Here is an 18,668-nt window from a genome sequence, read left to right as displayed (position 1 = left end):
GGCCGCCGGACAACAACGTGCACCCTCACAGGGCTGCATGAATCCGCCGCATCGTCTGCACCGACAGGCGCACGACATCGGCGATCTCCGACAATTGCTTGGCCAGCGGGCTCGTCCCGCGCCAGATCATCCCGATCGTCCGCGACGGCCGCGGCGCGTCGAAACGGACGATCGAAACCGGCGCCGAGCGCGTCTCCACCGCCACCGCCATATCCGGGATCAGCGTCACGCCGACCCCGACGCCGACCATCTGCACCAGCGTCGACAATGTGCTGCCGTCGAGCATCTCCTTCGGTCTGGCGGTATTCAGGCCGCAGAAGGACAGTGCCTGGTCGCGGAAGCAATGGCCCTCCTCCAGCAGCAGGAGCCGCATCTCGCGCAGCATCTCGGCGCTCGGCACCGGCTTGCCTTCATCCGCCCGCGGCCGCACCAGCACGAAATCCTCCTGGAACAGCGCGGTCTCGGTCATCGACGGCTCCGAGACCGGCAGGGCGACGATGGCGGTGTCGAGCCGCCCCTCGGTCAGTTCCTGGATGAGCTTGGGCGTCTGCGTCTCGCGGATGCGGATGTCGAGCCCGGCATGGCTGCGCGCGAGATCGCCGATGAGCGCCGGCAGGAGATAAGGCGCGACCGTCGGAATGATGCCGATGCGCAGGCGCCCCACCAGCCCCGCCCGCGAGGCCCGGGCGAGGTCGCCCAGTTCATCGACCGCCCGCAGGATGTCGCGGGCCCGCGCCGAGAACGCCTCACCGAAGGCCGTCAGCCGCACCTGCCGTACACCGCGCTCGAACAGCGGCGTGCCGAGGCCCTCCTCCAGGTCGCGGATCTGCATCGACAGGGCGGGTTGCGATATGGCGCAGGACTCGGCCGCCCGGCCGAAATGGCCGTGGCGCGCCAGCGCGTCGACATAGCGCAGCTGTTTGAAAGTGACATTGATCATAATTTTAACTTATCGTCATAATCAGATAATTCAACTTAGTCTAATGAGATGTCTTCGCTAGAAGGAGTCATCGCCAGCCGGATGCCAGTACCGCGCTCCTGTCGGTGGTGACCGTCCCCCGACGGCCGGCGACGGCATGCAGGACAAACAGGGGATCCCGCGCCGCAAGGCCGACACCCCCTCCACGACGATCGGAGAGCAATCATGGACGGAATGAACCTCGAGGCCGGCAAGTGCCCGGTCATGCATGGCGCGACCAACAACGCGATCCGCTCCAACCGCGACTGGTGGCCCAACCAGCTGAACCTGAAGATGCTCCATCAGAACTCCGCCCTCTGTGATCCGATGGGTGCCGAATTCGACTACAAGGCCGCCTTTGGCCGCGTCGACTACCAGGCGCTGAAGCAGGATCTCTATGCCCTGATGACGGAGAGCCAGGAGTGGTGGCCGGCGGACTATGGCCATTACGGGCCGTTCTTCATCCGCATGGCCTGGCACAGCGCCGGCACCTACCGCACCGCCGACGGCCGCGGCGGCTCCTCCTCCGGCACGCAGCGCTTCGCGCCGCTGAACAGCTGGCCGGACAACGCCAATCTCGACAAGGCCCGCCGCCTGCTCTGGCCGATCAAGCAGAAATACGGCAACGCCATATCCTGGGCCGACCTGATGATCCTCGCCGGCAATGCGGCGCTGGAATCGATGGGCTTCAAGACCTTCGGCTTCGGTGGCGGTCGCGCCGACATCTGGGAGCCCGAGGAAGACATCTACTGGGGCGCCGAGACCGAATGGCTCGCCGGCAGCGACAAGCCCAAAAGCCGCTACACCGGCGATCGCGTCCTGGAAAACCCACTCGCCGCTGTCCAGATGGGCCTCATCTACGTCAATCCGGAGGGCCCGGACGGCCGTCCCGATCCGCTCGCCTCAGCCCGTGACATCCGCGAGACCTTCGCGCGCATGGCCATGAACGACGAGGAAACCGTCGCGCTGGTCGCCGGCGGCCACACCTTCGGCAAGACCCATGGCGCCGGCGACGCCGCCCTCGTCGGTCCCGAGCCGGAGGCCGCTCCCCTCGCCGAACAGGGCCTCGGCTGGATCTCGTCCTACGGCTCCGGCAAGGGCGCCGACACCATCACCAGCGGCCTCGAGGGCGCCTGGACCTCCAATCCGATCCAGTGGGACAACGGCTATTTCGACGTCCTCTTCGGCTACGAGTGGGAGCTGGTGAAGAGCCCCGCGGGTGCCCACCAGTGGCACGCCCGCAACCTCGCCGCGAAGGACATGGCGCCCGACGCCCATGATCCGGCGAAGCGGGTGCCGATCATGATGTCGACGGCCGACATGGCCATGCGCATGGACCCGGCCTATGAGGCGGTCTCGCGCCGGTTCCACCAGAACCCGGACCAGTTCGCCGACGCCTTCGCCCGCGCCTGGTTCAAGCTGACCCATCGCGACATGGGCCCGAAGGTACGCTACCTCGGCCCGGAGGTCCCGGCCGAAGACCTGATCTGGCAGGATCCGGTGCCGGCCGTGGACCACCCGCTGGTCGACGGCGCCGACAGCGCCGCCCTCAAGGTGAAGATCCTCGCCTCCGGCCTCAGCCCGGCCGAACTGATCCGCACGGCCTGGGCCTCGGCCTCGACCTTCCGCGGCTCCGACAAGCGCGGCGGCGCCAACGGCGCCCGCATCCGCCTTGCGCCACAGAAGGACTGGGAGGCCAACGAACCGGCACAGCTCGCGAAGGCCCTCTCGACCCTCGACGGCATCCGGCAGGCCTTCAATGCGGCTGCGGCCGACGGCAAGAAGGTCTCGCTCGCCGACCTGATCGTGCTCGGCGGCGGTGCTGCGATCGAGGCGGCGGCGAAGGCGGCCGGCCATGCGCTCGAGGTGCCCTTCGCACCCGGCCGCACCGACGTCTCCCAGGAACAGACGGACAGCGAGTCCTTCGACGTCCTGGAGCCGCTCTCCGACGGCTTCCGCAACTACCAGAAGACGGCCTTCACCGTGTCAGCGGAAGAACTGCTGATCGACAAGGCCCAGCTTCTGACACTGACGGCGCCGGAAATGACCGCCCTGGTCGGTGGCCTGCGCGTGCTCGGCGCCAACCACGGCGGCTCGCCGCACGGCGTCTTCACCGCCCGGCCGGGCGTCCTGACCAACGACTTCTTCGTCAACCTGCTCGACATGGGCACGGTCTGGCGGCCGGTGTCGGACGAACAGGATGCCTTCGAGGGCCGCGACCGCAAGACCGGCGCGGTGAAGTGGACGGCGACCCGCGTCGATCTCGTCTTCGGTTCGAACTCGCAACTGCGCGCCCTCGCCGAGGTCTATGGCCAGGCGGACAACGCGGCGAAGTTCGTGCGCGACTTCGTCGCCGCCTGGACCAAGGTCATGAACGCCGATCGCTACGATCTCGCCTGATCGCAACGAGCACGCCGCACGCGGTTCGACAGGGCCGCGTGCGGGCGCCCGGCATCACGCCGGCGCAGGCGCCGGTGTTCCGGCGGCGATGGTGGCCGTCACGCTGCTGTTCCGGTAGGCATGGAACTGCGCCCGGATCGCGCTGCTCCCACGTTCGGCGAGATCGAACCGGCGACCGAATTTCAGCCAGTCGACGATGATGCCCTGCAACAACCACTGGAACGCCGCTGCCGCCGTCTCGGGCGGCCATGACGGCGCCAGGATGCCGCGCCGCGCCGCCTGCGCGAAGGCGCCGGCGAACTGCGCATGGGCACGGTCCATGGTCTCCAGCTTGCGCTGCAGCACCATGCCGAAATCGTCCCGATACTCGCACAGGGTCAGGATCGTGTAGATGCGCTGGCGACGCTCGTCGCTGGCCAGAAGCGTCAGCGCCCCGATGGCGAGCTCTTCCACCAGCGCCAGCGGATCGGGATGCTCGTCGAGCGCCAGCGGCGCGAAAAGGTCGTCGTGGATCAGCGGCGCATCGTCGAACAGCGCCATGAACAGGTCGGCCTTGTTGGCGAAATGCCAGTAGACCGCCCCGCGCGTCACCCCGGCCTCGGCAGCGATTTCCTCGAGCGAGGTCGCCGCCACTCCCTTCGCGTGGAAAATCCGCTCGGCCGCGTCGAGGAGACCCCGACGCGTCTCCTCCGCCTCCGCCTTCGTGCGCCGCGCCATGGCCCTAGTGCCCGGGGTCGGAGACCGCGGGTGCCGTGCCGGCCGCAGGAGCCTCTCCAGGCACCGGCTTGTCCCGCCCGCCCATCAGCCGCGTCACCACGACGAAGAACACCGGCACGAAGAACACCGCGAGCACGGTGGCCGAGATCATGCCGCCGAGAACACCCGTGCCGAGAGCCTGCTGGCTGGCGGCGCTGGCACCCGAGGCTATGGCGAGCGGCAGCACGCCGAGCGCGAAGGCGAGCGAGGTCATGATGATCGGGCGGAAGCGCAGATGCGCCGCCTCGATCGTCGCCTCGACGATGCTCTTGCCCTCCGCCCGCAGGTCCTTGGCGAACTCGATGATGAGGATCGCGTTCTTTGCCGACAGCCCGATGATCGCGACCAGGCCGACCATGAAATAGACGTCATTCGGCATGCCGCGCAGCGTCACCGCCGTGACCGACCCGATGACGCCGAGGGGAACCACCAGCAGCACCGAGATCGGGATCGTCCAGCTTTCATAGAGCGCGGCGAGACAGAGGAAGACCAGGATGCAGGACAGCGCGATGAGCAGCGGCGCCTGCGAGCCCGCCAGGATCTCCTGCAGCGACTGCCCCGTCCATTCATAGCCGAAGCCCGGTGGCAATTGCCCGGCGAGGCGCTGCATCTCGGCGATGGCGTCACCCGAGGAATAGCCCGGGGCGGCGGAGCCGGAGATGCGGATGGCGGGATAGCCGTTGTAGCCGACGATCTGCGAGGGGCCGCGCTGCCACTCGACACGGGCGAAGGCCGAGAGCGGCACCATGCCGCCGTTGGAATTGCGCACGTTGAGGTTCACGAGGTCGGACGTCTGCATGCGGGTCGCCGCGTCGCCCTGGACCAGCACCCGCTGCAGGCGGCCGGCATTGGGGAAGTCGTTGACATAGGCCGAGCCGAGATTCGTGGAGATCGTCGCGTTGATGTCGGCGAAGGTGACGCCGAACGTGTTCGCCTTCTCGCGATCAACGATCAGCGACACCTGGGCGGCGTCGGGGAGACCTTCGACGAAGACCTGCGTCAGGATCGGGCTGCGCATCGCCGCACCCACGAGCTGGTCGCGCGCCGAAGCGAGCTGCTGCTGCGTCTGGCCGCCGCGCGCCTGCAGCCGGAAGGAGAAGCCGTTGGAATTGCCGAGGCCCTGGATCGGCGGCGGCGACAGGCCGAAGACGATGGCGTCGCGCAGCCGCGACAGCGCGATCGTGCCCCTGAGGGCGATGGCGCCCGCCGCATCGCGCGGTCCGCGCTCACCCCAGTCCTTCAGCGTCACGAAGGCCAGCGCCGCGTTCTGTCCCTGGCCGAAGAAGGAGAAGCCCCGCACCGTCACGATGCGGGCGACGCCCGGCTCGCCGATAAACTGCTTCTCGGCGGTCTCGATGGCCGCCATCGTGCGGTTGACCGTCGCGTCCGAGGGTGCCTGGAAGTTGACGATGACATAGCCCTGGTCCTCGTTTGGCAGGAACGAGGTCGGCAGCCGCATGTAGAGATAGCCGAGGCACGCCAGCAGCACGACATAGATGACCATGAACCGCCCGCCGCGGCGGACCATGTAGGAGACGACGCTGCCATAGCCGCGCGTCGTCTTGTCGAGGCCGCGGTTGAACCAGCCGAAGAAGCCGCGCTTGCCGTGGTGATGGCCAGCGACCACCGGCTTGAGGAAGGTCGCCGCCAGGGCCGGCGTCAGGCTGAGCGCCAGGAAGGCCGAGAACAGGATCGACACGACCATGGTCAGGCTGAACTGCTTGTAGATGACGCCCACGGCGCCGGGGAAGAAGGCCAGCGGGATGAACACCGAGACCAGGACCGCGGTGATGCCGATCACCGCTCCGGTGATCTGCCCCATGGCCTTGCGCGTCGCTTCCTTCGGCGGCAGCCCCTCCTCCGCCATGATGCGCTCGACGTTCTCCACCACGACGATGGCGTCGTCGACGAGGATGCCGATGGCGAGCACCATGGCGAACATGGTCAGCACGTTGATGGAGAAGCCGGTAACATACATCACCGCGCAGGTGCCGAGCAGCGCCACCGGCACGACGATTGCCGGGATCAGCGTGTAACGCAGGTTCTGCAGGAACAGGAACATGACGAGGAAGACCAGCACCATGGCCTCCAGCAGCGTGTGCAGCACCTTCTCGATCGACACTCTGACAAAGGGCGAGGTGTCATAGGGCACCGCATGTTCGACGCCCGGCGGGAAGAAGGGCGCGAGTTCCGCGAGACGCTTCTTCACCGCTTCGGCGGTCGCCATGGCATTGCCGGTCGGCGAGAGCTGGACCGCGAGGGCCGCGGCGGGCTTGCCGTTGAGGCGCGCCGAGGTCGCATAGGCCTGGGCGCCCACCTCGATCCGGGCGATGTCCCTCAGCCGGACGAGCGAGCCGTCGCGATTGGCCCGCAGCACGATCGAGCCGAACTCGTCGGGCGACGAGAGCTGCCCCTTGACCATGACGGTCGCGGTCACCTGCTGGTTGATCGGGTTCGGCAGCGAGCCGATGGAACCGGCCGAGACCTGGGCGTTCTGGGCGGTGATGGCGGCGGTGACGTCGGCGGCGGTCAGGTTGAGGCCGACCATCTTGTCCGGGTCGAGCCAGATGCGCATGGCGCGCTCGGAAGCGAAGAGCTGGGCGCGGCCGACCCCCGGCACGCGCCGGATCTCGCCGAGAATGTTGCGGCTCATGTAGTCGCCGAGGCCGATATCGTCCATCGAGCCGTCGGTCGAGGTCAGCGTCGCGACGAGCAGGAAGTTCGACCGGGCCTGGTCGACCTGCACGCCCTGCTGGCTCACCGACCGCGGCAGGCGCGGTTCGACGCGGCGCACGCGGTTCTGCACCTCGACCGCCGCGGCGGCGCCGCTGGTGCCCGGCCGGAACGTGGCGGTGATCTGGATCGCGCCGGTGGTGTCGGCGACCGACTCGAAATAGAGCAGGCCCTCGATGCCGTTCAGCTCTTCCTCGATCGGCCTTGTGACCGACTGGTAGGCGTCTTCCGGGGAAGCACCGGGATAGGCCGTGTTGATGGTGATCTGCGGCGGTGCGACGTCCGGATACTGCGCGATCGGCAGCATGGGGATCGCGATGATCCCCGCCAGCATGATGAGGATGGCGAGGACCCAGGCGAAGATGGGCCTGCCGATGAAGAACTGGGGCATGGTCCTGGGTCCTTATCGGCCGACGGTGGCGGCCGGGGCGGCGCCTTGCGCCGGCGGCGCCCAGGGGCTCGCGGCGACCTTTGCACCCGGCCGAAGCCGCTGGAACCCGTCGACGACGACGCGGTCGCCGGCCGAGAGGCCCTCGTCGATCACCGCATTGGTCCCGACCACGCGGGTCGAGCGCACCACGCGGATCTCCACCGTGTCGTCCGCCTTGACGACATAGAGCTGGGCCCGGCCCGCCGTGTCGCGCTGGATCGCCTGCTGCGGCACGGCGATGGCGTTTGGCTGGATGCCCTGTTCGATCAGCACGCGGACATACATGCCGGGCAGGAGGTCGCCGTTCGGATTGGGGAACTCGCCGCGCAGCGTCACCTGGCCGGTGCCGGCATCGACCGTCGCCTCGGAGAACAGGAGGCGACCCGTATGGGGATAGGGACTGCCGTCGTCGAGGATCAGCTTCACCGCGGCTTCGTCGCCCTTCTCGGGCGCCAACGCACCGGCCTGCATCGCGCGGCGCAGGCGGATAAGATCGGTCGCCGACTGGGTGAAGTCGGCATAGATCGGGTCGAGCTGCTGGATCGTAGCGAGCGCCTCGGTGCCGGTGGTGGCGACCAGCGCGCCCTCGGTGATCAGCGCGCGGCCGATCTGCCCGCTGATCGGCGCGGTGATGTCGGCATATTTCAGGTTGAGCTCGGCCGCGGCGAGGCCGGCGCGGGCGCTGGCGACGTCGGCATCGCCCTGGGCGAGGGCCGCGACGGCGCTGTCGAGCTGCTGCGGGCTCGCCACGTTGCGCTCGCGCAGCTGCTCGACCCGTTCGTTCTGCTGCTGGGCGAGGAGGCGGGTCGCCTGGGCGCGCTGCATCGTCGCCCTGGAACGCTCGACCTCGACCCGGAAAGGCTCGGGATCGATGCGGTAGAGCACGTCGCCCTGCTTCACCAGGCTGCCCTGCTGGAACACCCGGGCGATGACGATGCCGGAAACGCGGGGGCGCACCTGGGCGATGCGTGTCGGCGCGATCCGGCCCGGCAATTCGCTGATGATCGGAACGGCGCCGGCCGTCACCGTGACGATGCCGACGGGAGAGGGCGGCGGGGCGGCGGCGGCCGGACGCTGGGCATTGCCACCGGAATCGTTGCAGGCGGCGAGGCCGACCAGCAGGACCGACATGGACAGAAACCGAAGATACGACATGGGAGGCCCCGATCGCCGCGCCGGCCCGGAGGGTCGATCGCCAGAAAAAAGAAAATACATACAGACATGAATGTATCGGACGTGCTGCAATGCGGCAAGCGCGCGAAGCCCGGCATCACCGCGATGTGACCACAGGCAATACAGCCGCAGGATGACGCCGTCTCGACTCAGCGCAGTCAACCCTGCGGCAGCTTCCTACACCGCGGCGATCCCCGTCATGGCAGCAGCCAGGAACGGTCGTACGGCCCCATCCCCCGCTCGGCTGATTGACCAGGTCCCCTTCGCTGACAAAGGTGCGGACCGAAGCTACGACATCAATGCGCCGAAGCCGCGAAGGTCGGCCGGCGCGGGGGAGTACGGGACCATGGACGCACGGGGTATGGCGGCGATCGTCACGGGAGGGGCCTCCGGGCTCGGCGGCGCCACGGCGGCGCGGCTCGCCAAGGCCGGCGCCAGGGTGACCATCTTCGATCTCAACGCGGAACTCGGCCTGAAGCTTGCCGCCGAGATCGGCGGCCATTTCGTCAAGGTCAACGTCACCGACGAGGCCGCCGTCGACTCAGCCCTCGCCGAGGCCGAGGGCCTGCACGGCAAGGCGCGCATCTGCGTCAATTGCGCCGGCATCGGCCCGCCCGCCAAGGTCATTGCCCGCGACGGCTCGCCCCTGCCTCTGGCTGACTTCAACAAGATCATTCAGGTGAACCTCCTCGGCACCTTCAACGTGCTGTCGAAGTTCGCCGCCCGCCTGCACACCGCCGACCCCGTCGGCGAGGAGCGCGGCGTCATCGTCAACACCGCCTCCGTCGCCGCCTTCGACGGCCAGATCGGCCAGCCCGCCTATGCCGCCTCCAAGGGCGGCATCGTCGGCATGACCCTTCCCATCGCCCGCGAACTCGCCCGCTACGGCATCCGCGTCGTCACCATCGCCCCCGGCCTCTTCCTGACGCCGCTGATGGGCTCGCTGCCCAAGGAGGCGCAGGATTCGCTCGGCGCCCAGGTGCCCTTCCCCTCCCGCCTCGGCCACCCCGACGAATATGCCATGATGGTCGAGGCCATCATCGCCAACCCGATGCTGAACGGCGAGACGATCCGCCTCGACGGCGCCATCCGGATGACACCGAAATGAGCGGCCATACCGCCGTCGAGCCCGCCGGCGCCACGCCGCGGGCCAGGGAGATCGCGGCGAAGGTCGAGGCCTTCGTCCGCAACGTCGTAGTGCCCTACGAGAAGGATCCGCGGCAGGGGCCGCACGGGCCGACGGACGAACTCGTCCACGAGATGCGCGGCAAGGCGCGCGCGGCCGGCGTCCTCACGCCCCACATCCTTGGCGACGGCGATCACCTGACCCAGGCCGAGACCGCCTATGTGCTGATCCGCTCCGGCCTGTCCATCCTCGGGCCGACCGCCGTCAACACGGCGGCTCCCGACGAAGGCAATATGTATCTTCTCGGCAAGGTGGGGTCGCAGGCGCAGAAGGAACGCTTCCTGCAGCCCCTCGTGGAGGGCCGGGCCCGCTCCGCCTTCTTCATGACCGAACCGGCCCTCGACGGCGGCGCCGGATCCGATCCCTCGATGATGAAGACCACCTGCCGGCTCGACGGCAACCACTGGGTCATCAACGGGCGCAAGGCCTTCATCACCGGGGCCGAGGGCGCCAGGGTCGGCATCGTCATGGCCAAGTCGGACGACGGCGCCTGCATGTTCCTCGTCGACCTGCCGGACCCCGCCATCCGCACCGAACGGGTGCTGGACACGATCGACTCCTCGATGCCCGGCGGCCATGCCGTCGTCACCATCGACAATCTGCGCGTGCCCGCCGACCAGATGCTGGGGGCGAGCGGCGAGGGCTTCAAATATGCGCAGGTCCGCCTGTCGCCGGCCCGCCTGTCGCACTGCATGCGCTGGCTCGGCGCCTGCACCCGCGCCAACGAGATCGCCACCGACTATGCCTGCCGGCGCGAGGCCTTCGGCAAGACGCTCATCGACCACGAAGGCGTCGGCTTCATGCTGGCGGAAAACCTCATCGACCTGAAACAGGCCGAGCTGATGATCGACTGGTGCGCCGGCGTCCTCGACGGCGGCTCGCTCGGTACGGCCGAGAGCTCGATGGCCAAGGTGGCGGTCTCCGAGGCGCTCATGCGCATCGCCGACCGCTGCGTCCAGGTCATGGGCGGGATGGGCGTCTCCGGCGACACCATGGTCGAGCAGGTGTTCCGCGAGGTCCGGGCTTTCCGCATCTATGACGGCCCGACCGAAGTGCACAAATGGTCCCTCGCGAAGAAGATCAAGCGGGACTGGAAACAGGCCCGCGCCGTCTGACGCGGTGACGGCGGCGCCGCAGCGACGGTCGCCCCTTGGGAGGATACAGGATGGCCGAGGCCTATATCGTTGAAGCCGTGCGGACTGCCGGCGGCCGGCGCGGCGGCAAGCTGGCGGGCTGGCACCCGGCCGATCTCGGTGCCGAGGTGCTGAACGCTCTCGTCGACCGCACCGGGGTCGACCCCGCCGCCATCGACGACGTCATCGTCGGCTGCGTCACCCAGGGCGGCGAGCAGGCCTTTCATATCGGCCGCAACATCGTGCTCGCCTCGAAACTGCCGCAGAGCGTGCCGGCGGTGACCATCGACCGCCAGTGCGGATCCTCCCAGCAGGCAATGCAGTTCGCCGCCCAGGCGGTGATGTCCGGCACCCAGGACCTCGTCATCGCCGCCGGGGTCGAGAGCATGACGCGCACGCCGATGTTCTCCAACGTCTCCCTCTACGCCAAGGCCGGCATCGGCGAGGGCCCGGTCTCGCCACGCATCCGCGAGCGTTTCGGCGTCAACGAGTTCAGCCAGTTCACCGGCGCCGAGATGATCGCGCAGAAATACGGCTTCTCGCGCGACGATCTCGACCGCTTCGCGCTGGAGAGCCACCGCCGCGCGGCGGCAGCGACCCAGGCTGGCGCCTTCGACCGCGAGATCGTGGCGGTGGACGTCGACGGCGACGCCCATCGGCGCGACGAGGGTATCCGCTTCGACGCGACGATCGAGGGCATCGGCCAGGTCAGGACGCTGGTCGAGGGCGGCGTCATCACCGCCGCCAATGCCAGCCAGGTCTGCGACGGCGCCTCCGGGGTCATCATCGCCAACGAGAAGGCGATCCGCGAGCATGGGCTGACGCCTCTCGCCCGCATCCACAACCTCACCGTCACCGGCGGCGATCCCGTGATCATGCTCGAGGAGCCGATCCCGGCGACCGAGCGCGCCCTGAAGCGCGCCGGCATGCGGATCGAGGACATCGATCTCTACGAGGTCAACGAGGCCTTCGCGCCCGTCCCGCTCGCCTGGCTGAAGATGATCGGCGCCGACCCGGCGCGGCTCAACGTCAATGGCGGTGCCATCGCCCTCGGCCATCCGCTCGGCGCCTCCGGCACCAAGCTGATGGCGACCCTGATCCATGCGCTGAAGGCGCGCGGCAAGCGCTACGGTCTGCAGACCATGTGCGAGGGCGGCGGCCTCGCCAATGTCACCATCGTCGAAGCACTCTGACCCCCTCGGGCCGGCCCCTCGGCGCTTTTTGTTTTGAATCATTCCATGTCGTGCCGCCGGTCTGTTAGCAGGGTCCGGCAGCACGAAGTGGAATCGATCATGGCAGCGGGCCACAGACGACGGCGCATCGCGCGATGCGCCTGACCGACCTCAGGGCCTATCTGGTTGCCGTTCCAGCGGCGGGGCTGGTCTTCGGCCTCGTTGCGCGCTGGTTCGATCGCCCGGCCCTCTCCGACCAGATCTGGACCGGCGCGACGCTCGTCGTCCTCATCGCCCTCGCCATCGAGATCGTCACCAGCCTGAGGCGCGGCGAGGTCGGGCTCGACATCGTCGCCTTCCTGTCCATGTCCGCGGCCCTCGCCGTCGGCGAGACCCTCGCCGCCGTCGTCGTCGCGCTCATGTATGCCGGTGGCCAGAACCTCGAAGCCTTCGCCGAGCGCCGCGCCCGGCGCGAGATGGCGGCGCTCCTCGGCCGCGCGCCACGCACGGCGATGCGCTACGGCGACGGGGGCCTCGCCGAGGTCGCCCTCGACGCGGTGGCGGTCGGTGATCGCCTGCTCGTCCGCCAGGGCGACGTGGTGCCGGTCGACGGGACCGTGTCGGGTGGCATCGCCATCCTCGACGAAGCCGCGATCACCGGCGAGGCCGTCCCCGTCCAGCGCCGCGACGGGCAGCCGGTCATTTCCGGCACGCTCAATGTCGGCGGCCCCTTCGACATGCTGGCGGGGCGGATCGCCAGGGACAGCACCTTCGCCGGCATCATCCGCATGGTGGAGAGCGCGCAGCGGTCCAAGGCCCCGATGGCCCGGCTCGCCGACCGCTACGCCCTTGTCTTCCTCGCCGTGTCGCTCGTCATCGCCGGGGCCGCCTGGTTCTTCTCGGGCGATCCCGTGCGGGCCGTGGCTGTTCTGGTGGTGGCCACCCCGTGCCCGCTCATCCTGGCGGTTCCCGTCGCCATCGTCTCAGGGCTGTCGCGGGCCGCGGCGCGGGGCATCCTGATCAAGGGCGGCAAGGCGCTGGAGGCCCTCGCGCGCGTGCGCGTTCTCGTCCTCGACAAGACCGGCACCCTGACCCGCGGCGAGGCGCGTATCACCTCCGAAGTCGTGTTCGGCGGCATCGCGGCGGCGGAGGTGCTGCGGCTCGCCGCATCGGCCGACCAGGTCTCCAAGCATGTCGTCGCCCGCACCCTGGTGGCCGAGGCCGAAGCGCGCGGCCTTGTCCTCTCCGTGCCGACCGATGCGCGCGAGACCCCCGGCGAAGGCGTCACCGCCCGCATCGACGGGCGCCAGGTCAGCGTCGGCGGCATCGGCTTCGTCACCGGCCTGACCGACGGCGCGGACGCCGACGCGCTGCGCTCCCTGAAGAAGGACAACGGCGTCGTCGTGGCGGTCGCGGTCGACGGTCGCCTGGCCGGCGGGCTCCTGATGGTCGACGAGGTGCGGACCGGCGCCGCCGACCTGCTGCGCCACCTGCGCGCCAGCGGCATCGACCGCATCGTGCTCGCCACGGGCGACCGCCGCGCCGTCGCCGACGCCGTGGTCGGCGACTTGCCCGTGGACGTCATCCATGCCGACCTGGCGCCCGACGCCAAGGTGGCCATCGTCATCGCCGAGCGGGCCTATGGGCCGGTCATGATGATCGGCGACGGCGTCAACGATGCCCCGGCCCTGGCGGCAGCCGAGATCGGCGTCGCCATGGGCGCCACGGGGTCGTCGGCCGCCTCCGAGACGGCGGATGTGGTGCTGCTGGTCGATCAGCTTGACCGTGTCGCCGAGGCCATCGCCATCGCCGCGCGGTCACGCAGCATCGCGCTGCAGAGCGTCGGTGCCGGCATCGGCCTCTCGGTCGTCGGCATGATCGTCGCCGCCTTCGGCCTGATCACGCCGGTCCAGGGGGCCGTTCTGCAGGAGGTCATCGACGTGGCGGTGATCCTCAACGCCCTGAGGGCGCTGGGGGCGGGCCGCGGCGAAGGTCCATCCCCCGGCTGAAACCGGCGCGGGGATCAGCCGACCGGCGCCGTCGCCTTCATGGAGGGCCGCTCGGCGAAGCCGGCATACCAGGCGGCGAGCCTGGCATGGCCGTTGCGCCAGCCGATGTCGGGGAAGCGGAAGTCGAGATAGCCGAGCGACACGCCGGCGGCCACCGTGCCGATGTCGACGCGGCTTTCCAGATGGCCGATCCATTCGTCGGAATAGGCCTTCACGGTGGTGTGGATCTTGGTGATCTGACCACCGTGCCAGTCGGCCCAGCGCAGGGCCTCGGGACGCGCCACGGTTTCGTAGCGGGCGAGCAGGGCGGCATCGAGCATCTCGTCGGCCGCCGAGTGCAGGACCAGCGCCTTCCAGCGGTCCGGCCCCGCCGCGGGGAACAGGCCGGGGGCCGCGCCCACCGAATCGAGATATTCGCAGATCACGCGGCTGTCATAGATCGCCATGCCGTCGTCAGCGACGAGCGTCGGCACCTTGCCGGTGGGGTTGTGGGCCTTGATCGCCGCGTCCTGGTTGATCGGATGGGCGGCCGAGCCGAGCTTCTCGATCTGGCCGTCAATACCGCGCTCGATGGCGCAGACCATGACCTTCCGCACGAAGGGCGAGGCGGGAGAGAAGAACAGTTTCACGGGCGGAGATCCTCATGACGCCGAAGGGACGCTGACCGGAGGCCAGAGCGGGGAGAATGACCGCTGCCGGCAGCGGCGTCGAGTAGGCCATCGGGTGCCCGCGAGGGAACCAGACCCCCCGTCGGCGCATTGATCCTCCATGACGAAAGATCCGAAGACACCTGCCCTCGATCCCGGCACCCACGCGCCGACGGCGCCGCCAGAGGGGCCACATGCCCGCGCCGACCTGATCGACCCGGAGAAGACCCCGGGGTCGGGCATGTTCCCCAAGCCCGGCACCAAGGATGCCGAGCCGCCGGCGGGCTGACCCACCGCCGGTCGGACGAGGCTACCGCCGGGCGCGGCGGTCCTGGACGAGGGTCAGGGCGACCGTCAGCAGCATGAACACCGCCGCCACCGCGAAGATCGCCCGCGGCTGGCCGTGGTCGAGCAAAGCGGCATAGAGCAGCGGGCCGATCAGGCCGCCGATGTTGAACCCGGTCGAGACGATACCGAAGACGATGCCCTCGGCCCCCTTGGGGGCGGCGGCGCGCACCAGCATGTCGCGCGACGGCGTAATGATGCCGGACAGGAAGCCGGCCATTCCGAGCAGAAGCGTCGCCACCGCCGCCGAGGGCTGGGTAAGCGCCATCGTGCCGGCGATGACGGACGTGCCGAGGAAGGCCGCCGCCGCGACCAGGCCGTGACGACGGGTCCGGTCGGCGAGCGCCCCGCCCGCCAGCACGCCGCCGGCGCTCATGAACAGGAACACCGTCAAAGCGGCATTGGCACCGGCGAGGTCGATGCCGTAGCCCATGACGAGGGCGGAAGCGGAGAAGGACTGGATCCCGCCGGTCGACAGGCTCAGCAGCACGTACATCGCCATCAGGCCGATGACCGTGCCGGTGATGAGGCGGGTGCGCGGCGGCCGCGAAACACCGGCCACCGGGGCCTCCGCGCGCGGCTCCTGCCGGGCGGCGGGCACCGTTCCGCCGGTGAGGAGCGTCAGCAGCCCGACGCCGAGGCCGAGCGCGCCGGCCACCGCGAAGGCCTGCGACACGCCGAACAGCGCGGCGGTACCGAGAAGCAGCGGCGGCGAGATCGCCGTGCCGAGATAGCCGGCGAACGTGTGGATGGAGAAGGCCTTGCCCATCCGCGCGCCGTCGATGCCGCGGGCCAGCAGCGCATAGTTCGCCGGGTGATAGACGCCGTTGGCGAGCCCAGCACCCGCCATGGCGACGAGAAGCATGCCATAGCCGGGCGACAGCGCCAGCGCGATGAAACTGAGTCCGCCGACGAAAAGTCCCGCCACCAGGACACGGCGCGCGCCGAGCCTGTCGCTGACGAAGCCCATCGGCGCCTGGACGACCAGCGACACCAGATTGAACAGCGTCAGCGCCGCGCCGATCTCGATGAAGCTCGAGCCGAAATGGCCCGGCAGGAGAGGCAGCAGGGCCGGCACCGTCATGATGTGGACGTGGCTGACGAGATGGGCGAGCGATATCTGTCCGAGGAGCATGCGCTCGGCAGGCCGCGCGGCCGCGAGAGCCGTCTTCGGGTCGGGAATGGCGGTCATCGGTCGCAAACCATGATTTGCGCCCTTAGCATGGATCGACCGACCCGGGGCCGTCGCCGCCGCACGACTGTTCTGCATGCAGCAGGCAGGCGGCGGACATTTCGGAACGATATGGCGGACCCGAGGGTGTTGGTGGAGCCAGGCGGGATCGAACCGCCGACCTCTTGCATGCCATGCAAGCGCTCTCCCAGCTGAGCTATGGCCCCATCTGTTCCCGGAGGGAACAAGGCGGATCGTGGGTCATCCGCCGGGTTCTCGGGCGGACGAGCCGCTCAAGGAGCGCGTGTTTTACATATTTCCTCCCGGGCTTCAAGCGCATCCGGCGAAGTTTTTCACACGCTCCCGGACGTCGCGATCAGCGACCCTCGCGCTGCCCGGACGAGCGAAAAACCCGCCCGCCGCGTATCTGGCCCATTCTTGCAACCTCTTTTTAATGGACCGCGCGATACTATCCGACGGTCCCCAATTCCCAAGTTGTGTGAGGGATTTGCACGCAAATGCCGTCGGCGTCGATCATCGAGGAACTGGAAGATGCCATCTCGCGCGGCACCAGCGGCCGGCGCGTCGAAACGCTGCGGCGGGTGACGGATCTGTTTCTGCGTGACGCCGAACGCTTCACCGAGTCCCAGATCGAGCTGTTCGACGACGTCATCGTCCGCCTGTCGAGCGCCATGGAGAAGGCCGTCCGCCAGGAACTGGCCGAACGGCTCGCCCCGGTGATGAGCGCGCCGAAAACCATCATCCGCAGCCTGGCGCAGGACGACGAGATCGACGTCGCGCGTCCCATCCTTTTGCTGTCGGCGCAGCTCGACGATGCCACCCTCGCCGCCATCGCCCGGACCAAGAGCCAGGAGCACATGCTGGCCATCGCCGGCCGGAAATCGGTCGGCGAGACAGTGACGGACGTCCTGGTCGAGCGCGGCGACTCGCGTGTCGCCATGTCGGTCGCCGCCAACGAGGGCGCCCGCTTCTCCACCAAGGGCTATGACGCGCTGGTCGAGCGCTCCAAGGGCGACGACCTGCTGGCCGAATGTGTCGGCCTGCGCAAGGACATCCCGCCCTATCTGTTCCGCGTCATCCTCTCGACCGCCAAGGAAAACGTGCGCAAGCGCCTCGTCGCCTCGACGAGCGCCCGCGAAAAGGTCCAGCTGTCCACCGCTCTCGGCGGCGTCGTGGACCGCATCGCCATCGGCACTTCGGACGGCGCGCGCGACTACACCGCGATCTACCGGGCCATCGTCGTCCAGCACGGCCGAGGCGCCCTGGGCGAGAACGAATTGAGAGCCTTCGCCGAAACCGGGAAGTTCGACGAGACTGTCTGCAGCCTGTCCGTCCTGTGCGGTGTGCCGCTGGAGATGGTCGAGCGGCTTTTCGTCGGCGACCGGCCCGACCCGATCCTGATCCTGGCGCGGGCCGCCGGCCTGACCTGGCCGACCCTTAGCGCCATCCTGCGGACGCGTCCCGGTTCTGCGGGCACGTCGGCAGCCGGGATGGAAGAGACGCGGGAGAGCTACTCCAAGCTCACCACCAATACGGCACTGCGCGTGCTGCGCTTCTGGCAGATACGCGAGAGCTCGGCAGCGGCTGCCGCCGGCTGACGGGCGGCACGCGCCGCCCGTTCTCCTCCGCGTCAGTGCAGGCTGACGGTCTCCAGTTCATTCTCCCAGGCGTTGGCCACCGCGTCTTCGCGCCGGTCACTGACCATGATCGGCATGCCGTCGGCCGAAACGAGCGCGAAGAGGTCGAGCCCGGGCGGCAGGGCCGGCGACTGCGGGAACATGCGGGTGATCTCGTCGGAGCGCATCGGCTTCACATAGGCCACTTTGGCGACGCCGAGCTGGGCGAAACTCTCCGGGGTGACGAGGAAACGGTCGTTCATGGGTCTAACCTCCTTCAAAGGCAGGTTGGGTGCAGGCGGGCTGGTCCCTTGCGGTCAGTCCTGCTCCGCGATGTCGATCCGCCGCACGACCCGTTCGGGCTCCGGGCGGGCGAGATCGACGGAAAGGAGCCCGTTCTTCAGGTCGGCTCCCATGACCTCCATCCCGTCCGCGAGCACGAAGACCCGCTGGAACTGGCGTGCCGCGATGCCGCGGTGGATGAAGTCGCGCCCTTCGGTATCGTCCTGCTGGCGCCCGCGGATGAGAAGCTGGTTCTCCTCCACGGTGACCTCGAGCTGCTGGCGCGTGAAGCCGGCGACGGCCAGCGTGATGCGCAGGCGTTCAGGCGCCTGGACCGATGAGGCGATGCGCTCGATATTGTAGGGCGGATAGCCCTCCGCCCCCTTGGTGACCCGGTCGAGGACACGCTCCAGCTGGTCGAAACCCAGCAGGAAAGGCGACGACAGGGACGGCACGCGCGACATGGGCGAAGTCCTCGTGTGAGCGACATCGGCCGGGCCCCGGAGGCACCCGGCGCGCCGGAAACCACCGGCGCCATCCGGATATGGCGATGCCGGCGCGCCCTCGCAAGGATGCGGCGAGAGGCGCGACCTGGCGGCGGTGAAGGAGGGACGCCGCGCCCGCGGCTTTACCCTG

15 protein-coding genes and 1 tRNA gene are annotated in these 18,668 nt (G+C 69.0%); 7 read left to right on the top strand and 9 right to left on the bottom strand.

Translation table 11 applies throughout. The features are described 5' to 3' along the window. Nucleotides 1–25 precede the first annotated feature (25 nt). A complete protein-coding gene (locus Q8O26_RS17070; protein WP_305577744.1) occupies nucleotides 26–940 on the bottom strand; it encodes a hydrogen peroxide-inducible genes activator in 915 nt (304 codons plus the stop codon). Nucleotides 941–1,144: 204 nt separating this feature from the next. Between Q8O26_RS17070 and katG the strand changes: the two genes are divergently transcribed. Next, nucleotides 1,145–3,358 carry a catalase/peroxidase HPI gene (katG, locus tag Q8O26_RS17065; protein WP_371134595.1) on the top strand — a complete coding sequence of 738 codons (2,214 nt, stop codon included), beginning with the start codon at nucleotides 1,145–1,147 and terminating at the stop codon, nucleotides 3,356–3,358. Between the two features lie 54 nt (nucleotides 3,359–3,412). Here the strand turns inward: katG and Q8O26_RS17060 are convergent, their stop codons facing one another. From Q8O26_RS17060 to Q8O26_RS17050, 3 genes are read right to left on the bottom strand one after another with little or no spacing between them, the layout of a single operon-like run. Then, a complete protein-coding gene (locus tag Q8O26_RS17060) occupies nucleotides 3,413–4,075 on the bottom strand; it encodes a TetR family transcriptional regulator (RefSeq protein ID WP_305577742.1) in 663 nt (220 codons plus the stop codon). Between the two features lie 4 nt (nucleotides 4,076–4,079). After that, complete coding sequence (locus Q8O26_RS17055) at nucleotides 4,080–7,238, bottom strand: efflux RND transporter permease subunit (protein ID WP_305577740.1); 3,159 nt, start codon at nucleotides 7,236–7,238, stop codon at nucleotides 4,080–4,082. A gap of 12 nt (nucleotides 7,239–7,250) precedes the next feature. Further along, complete coding sequence (locus Q8O26_RS17050; RefSeq protein WP_305577739.1) at nucleotides 7,251–8,432, bottom strand: efflux RND transporter periplasmic adaptor subunit; 1,182 nt, start codon at nucleotides 8,430–8,432, stop codon at nucleotides 7,251–7,253. 364 nt (nucleotides 8,433–8,796) lie between these two features. Between Q8O26_RS17050 and Q8O26_RS17045 the strand changes: the two genes are divergently transcribed. The 4 genes from Q8O26_RS17045 (at nucleotide 8,797) to Q8O26_RS17030 (ending at nucleotide 13,950) form a co-directional block, all read left to right on the top strand. Beyond that, nucleotides 8,797–9,558, top strand: coding sequence for an SDR family NAD(P)-dependent oxidoreductase (locus tag Q8O26_RS17045; protein WP_305577737.1), 762 nt, complete (start codon nucleotides 8,797–8,799; stop codon nucleotides 9,556–9,558). Beyond that, nucleotides 9,555–10,751 (top strand): acyl-CoA dehydrogenase family protein, encoded by a 1,197-nt coding sequence (locus tag Q8O26_RS17040; protein WP_305577736.1) that lies wholly within the window; start codon nucleotides 9,555–9,557, stop codon nucleotides 10,749–10,751. The genes Q8O26_RS17045 and Q8O26_RS17040 overlap by 4 nt, the downstream gene beginning before the upstream one ends. Nucleotides 10,752–10,801: 50 nt before the next feature. Further along, nucleotides 10,802–11,962 (top strand): acetyl-CoA C-acetyltransferase, encoded by a 1,161-nt coding sequence (locus tag Q8O26_RS17035; protein ID WP_305577734.1) that lies wholly within the window; start codon nucleotides 10,802–10,804, stop codon nucleotides 11,960–11,962. A 134-nt stretch (nucleotides 11,963–12,096) separates the two neighbouring features. After that, nucleotides 12,097–13,950: a heavy metal translocating P-type ATPase gene (locus Q8O26_RS17030; protein WP_305577732.1), complete on the top strand. Its 1,854-nt coding sequence runs from the start codon at nucleotides 12,097–12,099 to the stop codon at nucleotides 13,948–13,950. Nucleotides 13,951–13,964: 14 nt separating this feature from the next. On the opposite strand, the gene Q8O26_RS17025 is transcribed toward Q8O26_RS17030, so the two are convergent. Beyond that, on the bottom strand, nucleotides 13,965–14,579 hold the full coding sequence (locus Q8O26_RS17025; RefSeq protein ID WP_305577730.1) for a glutathione S-transferase: 615 nt from the start codon (nucleotides 14,577–14,579) through the stop codon (nucleotides 13,965–13,967). Between the two features lie 139 nt (nucleotides 14,580–14,718). Between Q8O26_RS17025 and Q8O26_RS17020 the strand changes: the two genes are divergently transcribed. Beyond that, nucleotides 14,719–14,886, top strand: coding sequence for a hypothetical protein (locus Q8O26_RS17020; RefSeq protein WP_305577728.1), 168 nt, complete (start codon nucleotides 14,719–14,721; stop codon nucleotides 14,884–14,886). A 21-nt stretch (nucleotides 14,887–14,907) separates the two neighbouring features. Here the strand turns inward: Q8O26_RS17020 and Q8O26_RS17015 are convergent, their stop codons facing one another. Then, nucleotides 14,908–16,134, bottom strand: a complete 1,227-nt coding sequence (locus Q8O26_RS17015) for an MFS transporter (protein WP_305577726.1) — start codon at nucleotides 16,132–16,134, stop codon at nucleotides 14,908–14,910. Between the two features lie 130 nt (nucleotides 16,135–16,264). Continuing rightward, nucleotides 16,265–16,340, bottom strand: a tRNA-Ala gene (locus Q8O26_RS17010). A 291-nt stretch (nucleotides 16,341–16,631) separates the two neighbouring features. On the opposite strand from Q8O26_RS17010, the gene Q8O26_RS17005 reads away from it, so the two are divergent. Next, nucleotides 16,632–17,732 carry a DUF2336 domain-containing protein gene (locus Q8O26_RS17005; protein ID WP_305577724.1) on the top strand — a complete coding sequence of 367 codons (1,101 nt, stop codon included), beginning with the start codon at nucleotides 16,632–16,634 and terminating at the stop codon, nucleotides 17,730–17,732. A 32-nt stretch (nucleotides 17,733–17,764) separates the two neighbouring features. Here Q8O26_RS17005 and Q8O26_RS17000 read toward each other — a convergent pair whose 3' ends face one another. Further along, nucleotides 17,765–18,013 (bottom strand): DUF1150 domain-containing protein, encoded by a 249-nt coding sequence (locus tag Q8O26_RS17000; RefSeq protein WP_305577722.1) that lies wholly within the window; start codon nucleotides 18,011–18,013, stop codon nucleotides 17,765–17,767. Between the two features lie 54 nt (nucleotides 18,014–18,067). Continuing rightward, on the bottom strand, nucleotides 18,068–18,496 hold the full coding sequence (locus tag Q8O26_RS16995; RefSeq protein ID WP_296573028.1) for an Hsp20 family protein: 429 nt from the start codon (nucleotides 18,494–18,496) through the stop codon (nucleotides 18,068–18,070). Nucleotides 18,497–18,668 lie beyond the last annotated feature (172 nt).

The organism is Phreatobacter sp., assembly GCF_030691135.1.
In the GTDB taxonomy this organism is placed as follows: domain Bacteria; phylum Pseudomonadota; class Alphaproteobacteria; order Rhizobiales; family Phreatobacteraceae; genus Phreatobacter.
The sequence above is the reverse complement of the archived record's forward strand: the minus strand, read 5'-3'. Positions and strand labels throughout refer to the sequence as shown.

Excerpts from the sequence above, each read along its gene's own strand:
- Q8O26_RS17015 (WP_305577726.1), bottom strand. The coding sequence starts at position 16,134 with ATGACCGCCATTCCCGACCCGAAGACGGCTCTCGCGGCCGCGCGGCCT.
- Q8O26_RS17005 (WP_305577724.1), top strand. The coding sequence starts at position 16,632 with ATGCCGTCGGCGTCGATCATCGAGGAACTGGAAGATGCCATCTCGCGC.
- Q8O26_RS17045 (WP_305577737.1), top strand. The coding sequence starts at position 8,797 with ATGGACGCACGGGGTATGGCGGCGATCGTCACGGGAGGGGCCTCCGGG.
- Q8O26_RS17020 (WP_305577728.1), top strand. The coding sequence starts at position 14,719 with ATGACGAAAGATCCGAAGACACCTGCCCTCGATCCCGGCACCCACGCG.
- Q8O26_RS17070 (WP_305577744.1), bottom strand. The coding sequence starts at position 940 with ATGATCAATGTCACTTTCAAACAGCTGCGCTATGTCGACGCGCTGGCG.
- Q8O26_RS17030 (WP_305577732.1), top strand. The coding sequence starts at position 12,097 with ATGCGCCTGACCGACCTCAGGGCCTATCTGGTTGCCGTTCCAGCGGCG.
- Q8O26_RS17050 (WP_305577739.1), bottom strand. The coding sequence starts at position 8,432 with ATGTCGTATCTTCGGTTTCTGTCCATGTCGGTCCTGCTGGTCGGCCTC.
- Q8O26_RS17000 (WP_305577722.1), bottom strand. The coding sequence starts at position 18,013 with ATGAACGACCGTTTCCTCGTCACCCCGGAGAGTTTCGCCCAGCTCGGC.
- Q8O26_RS17040 (WP_305577736.1), top strand. The coding sequence starts at position 9,555 with ATGAGCGGCCATACCGCCGTCGAGCCCGCCGGCGCCACGCCGCGGGCC.
- Q8O26_RS17035 (WP_305577734.1), top strand. The coding sequence starts at position 10,802 with ATGGCCGAGGCCTATATCGTTGAAGCCGTGCGGACTGCCGGCGGCCGG.
- Q8O26_RS17055 (WP_305577740.1), bottom strand. The coding sequence starts at position 7,238 with ATGCCCCAGTTCTTCATCGGCAGGCCCATCTTCGCCTGGGTCCTCGCC.
- Q8O26_RS16995 (WP_296573028.1), bottom strand. The coding sequence starts at position 18,496 with ATGTCGCGCGTGCCGTCCCTGTCGTCGCCTTTCCTGCTGGGTTTCGAC.
- katG (WP_371134595.1), top strand. The coding sequence starts at position 1,145 with ATGGACGGAATGAACCTCGAGGCCGGCAAGTGCCCGGTCATGCATGGC.
- Q8O26_RS17060 (WP_305577742.1), bottom strand. The coding sequence starts at position 4,075 with ATGGCGCGGCGCACGAAGGCGGAGGCGGAGGAGACGCGTCGGGGTCTC.